This is a genomic window from Arcicella sp. GW458-12-2-14-TSB2 (assembly GCF_059423785.1).
In genome coordinates this window covers 20,568-27,399 of sequence record NZ_JBWKYN010000071.1, presented here as the reverse complement: position 1 = coordinate 27,399, position 6,832 = coordinate 20,568, and the positions used below count along the sequence as shown (strand labels likewise).

6 protein-coding genes are annotated in these 6,832 nt (G+C 36.5%); 5 read left to right on the top strand and 1 reads right to left on the bottom strand.

The features are described 5' to 3' along the window. Positions 1 to 175: 175 nt before the first annotated feature. Positions 176 to 388, top strand: coding sequence for a hypothetical protein (locus AC07XN_RS12020; protein WP_309922936.1), 213 nt, complete (start codon positions 176 to 178; stop codon positions 386 to 388). 36 nt (positions 389 to 424) lie between these two features. On the opposite strand, the gene uvrA is transcribed toward AC07XN_RS12020, so the two are convergent. Continuing rightward, positions 425 to 3,313 (bottom strand): excinuclease ABC subunit UvrA, encoded by a 2,889-nt coding sequence (gene uvrA / locus AC07XN_RS12015; RefSeq protein ID WP_494743259.1) that lies wholly within the window; start codon positions 3,311 to 3,313, stop codon positions 425 to 427. A 200-nt stretch (positions 3,314 to 3,513) separates the two neighbouring features. Here uvrA and AC07XN_RS12010 point away from each other — a divergent pair, with 200 nt between their 5' ends. The 4 genes from AC07XN_RS12010 (at position 3,514) to AC07XN_RS11995 (ending at position 6,741) form a co-directional block, all read left to right on the top strand. Next, complete coding sequence (locus tag AC07XN_RS12010) at positions 3,514 to 4,104, top strand: hypothetical protein (protein ID WP_494743258.1); 591 nt, start codon at positions 3,514 to 3,516, stop codon at positions 4,102 to 4,104. A 63-nt stretch (positions 4,105 to 4,167) separates the two neighbouring features. Beyond that, positions 4,168 to 4,413 carry a hypothetical protein gene (locus AC07XN_RS12005; RefSeq protein ID WP_494743257.1) on the top strand — a complete coding sequence of 82 codons (246 nt, stop codon included), beginning with the start codon at positions 4,168 to 4,170 and terminating at the stop codon, positions 4,411 to 4,413. Between the two features lie 203 nt (positions 4,414 to 4,616). Continuing rightward, positions 4,617 to 5,819, top strand: a complete 1,203-nt coding sequence (locus AC07XN_RS12000; protein WP_494743256.1) for an anhydro-N-acetylmuramic acid kinase — start codon at positions 4,617 to 4,619, stop codon at positions 5,817 to 5,819. Between the two features lie 214 nt (positions 5,820 to 6,033). After that, the gene (locus AC07XN_RS11995) at positions 6,034 to 6,741 is read left to right on the top strand and encodes a head GIN domain-containing protein (RefSeq protein ID WP_494743255.1); all 708 of its coding nucleotides are present in this window, start codon (positions 6,034 to 6,036) and stop codon (positions 6,739 to 6,741) included. Positions 6,742 to 6,832 lie beyond the last annotated feature (91 nt).

The window sequence follows — 6,832 nt, the reverse complement described above, 5'->3', positions numbered from 1 at the left end:
AAATAGGACGATTTTAATGGTTTTTTGGGGTTAAAAAAGAAAAAAAGGTTTGTTTGGCAAAAAAAAATGGTGAAAAATCATTTTTCTTTCAAACAAAAATATTAACTTATGTTCATAATTAACGACTCTAACTTCTCTTGAATACGTAATTTACTTTAGCCAGCCTTAAAATTCGATGAACAAGAAACCACTTTTACTAAAGGTCGATTCAATTGAAGCCTTAGTGACAAATATCGCCGAAGAGTTATTAAAAGGACAGAACACGTATAAATCTGAAACCGACGCACTGAAACGAAAGATTAAAATTGGGATGTTAAGAACGATTACCTATCAAGAACTAATACGACATCGACAACAATTATCATCTAACCACCAACGTAGTTACTAATTTTTTAATCTTACCGCCATAAGATTAAAAACATTATTACGAAAGCTTTTGCTTTAAAAAATCAGCGGTGTAATTTCCTTCTAATTCCACCATGAGTTCGGGGGTTCCTTCAAAGGTAACAAACCCACCTTTTTCACCTCCTTCTGGGCCTAAATCAATGATATAATCAGATGATTTTATCACTTCCATGTTATGCTCAATAATAATGACCGAATCGCCTTGTTCTACCAATGCGTTAATGGCCTTTAGTAATTTTTTAATATCATGGAAGTGCAACCCTGTTGTAGGCTCATCAAAAATAAAAAGTGTTTTTCCTTTATTTGGATTGCCTTTGCCCAAGAAGCTCGCTAGCTTTACTCTTTGAGCCTCTCCGCCTGATAATGAATTAGACGATTGCCCCAATTTCACATAGCCTAATCCTACTTCCTGTAAAGGCAATAGTTTGTCGGCTAATTTTGGTTGATCTTTTCTAAACAATTCAATGGCTTCATCAACGGGCATATCCAACAAATCGGCAATGTCCTTATCATTGAATTTGACGTCTAAAATTTCTTGTTTAAAACGCTTGCCTCCGCACGACTCACACTTCAGTTTTACATCCGCCATAAACTGCATTTCTATCGTTACAAAGCCCTCTCCTTGGCAGGTTTCACAACGTCCCCCTTCTACATTGAACGAAAAATGAGCTGGCTTATAGCCTCTGGCTTTGGCAATGGGTTGCTCAGAATACAATAAGCGTATCTGGTCATAAGCCTTCACGTAGGTCACAGGGTTAGAGCGAGACGATTTCCCAATGGGATTTTGGTCAACCATTTCTACAGCTTCAATCTTGCCTATACTACCACTAATTTCTGCATATTTCCCTGCTTCGTCTGTATAAGTACCTAAATGACGCCCAAGGGCTGGATATAATATTTTTCGGATGAGCGTAGATTTTCCTGACCCACTCACTCCCGTTACAGCAATTAATATTCCCAAAGGAAACTTTACGTTTACGTCCTTTAGGTTATTTTCATAAGCTCCTTTTACTTCAATAAAACTCGTAGATTTTCTACGGAATTTAGGTACTTCAATTGTATCTCTACCTGTTAAGAAATTGATTGTATGCGAAAATCCAGCATCTGGATTCGCCTTGGCATCAATATCATTGATAGTTTCCCAGTTGCCTTGAAAAACCAATTTTCCACCATTACTCCCCGCATCAGGACCAATATCTATAATCTGGTCGGCCGCACGCATTACTTCTTCTTCATGTTCAACCACAATAACGGTATTACCCATATCTCGTAAGGATTCCAACACAGATACTAATCTCTGTGTATCTCGTGGATGCAATCCAATAGAAGGTTCATCCAAGATATACATTGAGCCTACCAAAGCACTTCCTAAAGAGGTTGCTAATTTAATGCGTTGAAATTCTCCCCCAGAAAGTGTTGAAGATAATCGATTGAGGGTTAAATAGCCCAATCCTACTTTCTCCATGTATTCTAGGCGAGTTTCAATTTCTATCAAAATTCTTTTTGAAACACCATATTGATAATCGGGCAAATCAAGGTTTTTAAAGAAATAGCTTACGTCACTCAAAGGCATCAGTACCAAATCAATAATTGATTTACCTGAAATTTTCACATAACCCGCATCTTTTCGTAAGCGAGAGCCTTTGCAGTCTGGACAAGTAGTTCGCCCACGATAACGTGATAACATTACCCTGTACTGAATTTTGTGCGTTTCTTTTTCCAACATCGCAAAGAAATCATTCAGTCCGTGGAAATATTCATTGCCTGTCCAGAGCACTTCTTTTTGCTCGTCGGTTAAATCTTTATAAGGGCGATGAATAGGGAAATCAAACTTAGTAGCGTTTTTCAATAATGGCACGAGCCATTCGCTCATTTTTTCTGTTCGCCAAGGGGCTATTGCTCCTTCATAAACAGAAACACCTTTGTCTGGAATAATCAAGTCTGGGTCTAATCCCAAGATTCTTCCAAAGCCCTCACAACGCTTACAAGCGCCATAAGGATTGTTAAAACTGAGGAGGTTTAAAGAAGGTTCTTCAAACACTATCCCATCCGCCTCAAAACGGTCAGAAAACGTTTTAGTTTCATCACCAACAATTTCGACAAAACAAGTGCCATTTCCCTCAAAAAAAGCGGTTTGGACAGAATCTGACAAACGGAATTGGGTTTCCTCATCGGGTTGCCCGTCAGCTTCTTTTTTAATCACTACACGGTCAATCAGAATTTTATAATTATTGCTAAATAAATCTATGGCAGGCAGGTTTTTGAGTGCCGTTTTATCTTCCAAAAGTTCTTCTAGGAATTTGGTTTCGCCATCAATCACAATACGGGTATAGCCTTTTTGAAGTAAAATTTTCATTTCTTCGGCCAATTTCCTTCCCTCTTTTAAATACAATGGCGAAAGTACCATTACTTTTTGTCCTTCTTCTTTGGTAAACAAATAATTGACAACATCCGTAACAGTATCTTTCTTTACTGGATTACCAGAAATAGGAGAATAAGTAATCCCTATTCTAGCAAAAAGTAGCTTTAGGTAGTCATATATTTCGGTAGTAGTCCCTACGGTAGAACGTGGGTTTTTACTCGACACTTTTTGTTCAATGGCGATAGCAGGAGAAATACCCTTGATGTAATCAACATCAGGTTTTTCCATTCGTCCCAAGAACTGACGCGTATAGGCACTCAAACTTTCTACATACATCCGTTGTCCTTCTGCAAAGAGGGTATCAAAAGCCAAAGACGATTTCCCCGAACCCGACAAGCCCGTAATCACTACAAGTTTATTGCGAGGAATGGCAACATCTATATTTTTTAGGTTGTTTACTCTTGCCCCTTTGATAATGATGTTACGTTTAGGGTCAAGGTCTTCAAAAGCGATATGATTCTGGTCGATGATTTCGGTATTGTTCATGAAACAAAGATAAGGAATTCTGGTTTGCTAAAATTTGCATTGAGGTCATCAAGTAATCAGAAAAGACAAAAAAATGAACCTCCTTATAATCAGACACGTTTTCTAAAAAGATTGTTTCGTGCTTTACAAGAAAATAGCTAATCTTTGCGTTAAATTAGCGGATTCTATCAATGATTCTAAGAAACTAATAAATAATAACCATGCAAAAATTACTTTTTATTATTCTAATCTCTGTAACTGCTTATACCTCTTCTTTTTCACAAGCTCCTGTTGTTATCAAACAAGATAGTTCTGTTCGGGATTTAGACGAAGAACAAGATGTAAGAGATTTACCTTTCAGACAAAGGCTTAAATTTGGAGGTGGTCTTGGTAATATACAATTTGGAAGTATAACTGCAATTGGAATTTCGCCAATGGTGGGATATCAAGCAACCAATGACGTTATACTTGGTTTTGCTCTTGATTATCAATACTTCAAGCCTAGATTCGATGATGCACAGAATCAATATGGTCCACGAGTTTTTGGACAGTATCGTTTACACTTTTTAGATAACATTGCATCCAATATGTTTGCTCAGGCAGAAATACAAAAATATTATTATAAAATGTCAGGGCTTTCTCTTGAATATCCTATTCAGACTTTAGCTGGAATTGGTTTTGGATTTGGAGGGTTTCAATTATCAATTCTTTATAATTTCACCTACGACAATACATATTCTCCGATAACGGGTCTGCCTAATTCTCCCTATGGCAGTCCTATTGTAATACGTGCTGGCGGATTCTTCTTTTAATGAACTAATGATATAATACGAAATAATATCAGGCGGGTTTTGAATCCGCCTATTTTTTTGACAATGGAAAATAAGAAATCGGTTTTTGATAAACTTCGTCCTCTTCTATTATCAACGGTTGTAGCTATCTTATCTGTATTTATTGTGGTTGAGGCTGTCTTAATCGCCTTTTTAATTTATATTTGGTATGCAGACCCTGCCAATAATTCTTCAAATCATATTGAAGAAGGCATCATCGTTTTAATTATTTTAACCCTTCTAACTTATGTGATGAAGGTTAGATTTAGTAAATTGGTTGAGAAGAAATAATAGGATTTTTTACCCGCTGATTTCAGAGATTTTAAACCGCTGATTTACGGAGATTGTAGAAACTTATCTGATATTTACTAATAACGAATCTGCATCATCAGCGTATTTTTTCAGCGTGAATCTGCGGGCAAAAAATATATTATCGAGGGATTTAAACCTTCAGTAATAGCAGAATAGCTAATATTCATTCAATACAAAAATCCATGAATAAAAACGTACAAAAACTTTATCAACTAGCAGGAAAATCTTCTCGTAAAATTATTGGTCTTATGTCTGGCACATCAATGGATGGCCTTGATGTAGCCCTTTGTGAAATAACTGGTAGTGGGGAAGATACTTCCGTAAAATTATTAAACTTTGAAACCGCAGATTATTCTGATGCCGTTAAAACTGAAATCAGGAAAGTATTTGCGAAGAAAACAATTGATTTCCAGCACCTTGCTTTACTAAATGAATGGATTGGTTTACTCCATGCCGAAATGATATTGGACTGCTTAAAAAAGTGGAATATTACGAGTGAAGACGTCGACCTAGTAGCCTCACATGGACAAACCGTTATGCATGCTCCTAAAATTTTGCATCAACAGGAAATGTTCCCTAACGCTACTTTACAAATTGGTGATGGCGACCATATTGCGGTGAAAACTAATATTATTACGCTTTCAGACTTCAGACAAAAACATATTGCCGCAGGAGGCGAAGGTGCTCCATTAGCCGTTTATGGTGATTATTATATTTTTGGTAAGAAAGGCGAAAACCGTATTATGCTTAATATGGGTGGTATTGCCAATTTTACATTCTTGCCTGCCAGCATGAACCCCGAAGAAGTGTTTGTTACCGATACAGGTACTGGCAATACATTGATTGATGCCTTCACGAGGTTTTATTTCCCAGACATGGCTTATGACAAAAATGCCAACATTGCTAAACAAGGCATCGTAAATACTAGATTGCTTGAAGTATTAAAGGCCGATGATTTCTTTTTTAGTCCTTTCCCCAAAACCACTGGCCCAGAATTATTTAGTATTGATTACGTCAAAAACGCTCAGGTAATCAGTAGGACTGAAAATATTTCTGTAAATGATTTATTAGCTACGCTTACCCGTTTTAGTGCTGAAACTATCTCTGAAGCCATTCATTGGGCAGTCGGCTCACAATCTTTAGCAGATTTCAATATCTATCTCTCTGGCGGAGGAATGCACAACCCGTTGCTAGTACAATGGCTGAAAGAATTGATTCCTGCTAATTTCTTTAAAACGGATGATTTAGGTATTTCAGGCGATGCAAAAGAAGCTGTACTCTTCGCTATTTTAGCGAATGAGACCGTAGCAGGTGGCGAATCTGACTTTGGTACTAGAAAAGGAATTCCATCAGTATCTATGGGTAAAATTTCTTTTCCTAACTAGTGCAACCTTTAATAGGTGCTTTGCATCTTATGAGAGAATTGAGCATAGTTGATTACTTCATTTCGAAATCAGGTAATCACGTTGAACGATTATAGTAAATGGTGTTTCTCTATCAAAGCAATATTAGAGCAGGATATTAATCATGTATTTACAACCGCGATGACGAACTACTCACTAATTCACAATTCACTCATTCACAATTAATTAATATATTATGAAAAATTTAACTAAATCTCTTTTAATATTACTTGTTACCATTATCTCTATTATAGAGGTTTCGGCACAAACGACTAAAGAAAACCGCTCAATTACGGGCTTCAAAACAATTCGTGTTACCAGTGGTATTGATTTATATATCAAACAAGGAAGTGCCGAATCTGTAACGGTTAGTGCAGATAAAGACAAACAAGATAATATCATTACTGAAATCAAAGATGGTGGCTTGAATATCTATGTTGAAAACTCTAAATGGAGTTGGTTCAACTGGAATTCAAAACCAGTAAAAGTGTACGTTACTATCAAAGATATTACGGGCATTTCTGCGACAGGTGGCTCTGATGTTTATTCAGAAAACAAATTAGATTTAATTAAATTGAATGTAAGTGCAACGGGCGGGTCGGATATTAAACTAGAAGTAGATGCTGACGAACTTACATGTCAAACAACAGGAGGATCAGATGTTTTTTTAACAGGTACTGCCACTGTATTTAAAGCTACTTCAACAGGTGGAAGTGATTTAAAAGCTACTGGTTTAAAAACAAGTTATTGCAGTGTATCGTCTACAGGTGGTTCAGATGCTTATGTATGGGCTGAAAAAGAAATCAGTATTTCTGCTACAGGTGGTAGCGACGTATATCATAAAGGAAATGCAAGAGTTGTAAAGTCAAGTTCAACAGGGGGTTCAGATATTCATAAACAATAAATTGCTATTTGCTTAGTATTCAAAGGTCAGTTCAGATTTGGGCTGACTTTTTTTGTTTATAAGATGATAACAAATATTTATAACTTTTATA

Coding starts and splice junctions, on each gene's coding strand:
- AC07XN_RS12020 (WP_309922936.1), top strand. CDS start 176: ATGAACAAGAAACCACTTTTACTAAAGGTCGATTCAATTGAAGCCTTA.
- uvrA (WP_494743259.1), bottom strand. CDS start 3,313: ATGAACAATACCGAAATCATCGACCAGAATCATATCGCTTTTGAAGAC.
- AC07XN_RS12010 (WP_494743258.1), top strand. CDS start 3,514: ATGCAAAAATTACTTTTTATTATTCTAATCTCTGTAACTGCTTATACC.
- AC07XN_RS12005 (WP_494743257.1), top strand. CDS start 4,168: ATGGAAAATAAGAAATCGGTTTTTGATAAACTTCGTCCTCTTCTATTA.
- AC07XN_RS12000 (WP_494743256.1), top strand. CDS start 4,617: ATGAATAAAAACGTACAAAAACTTTATCAACTAGCAGGAAAATCTTCT.
- AC07XN_RS11995 (WP_494743255.1), top strand. CDS start 6,034: ATGAAAAATTTAACTAAATCTCTTTTAATATTACTTGTTACCATTATC.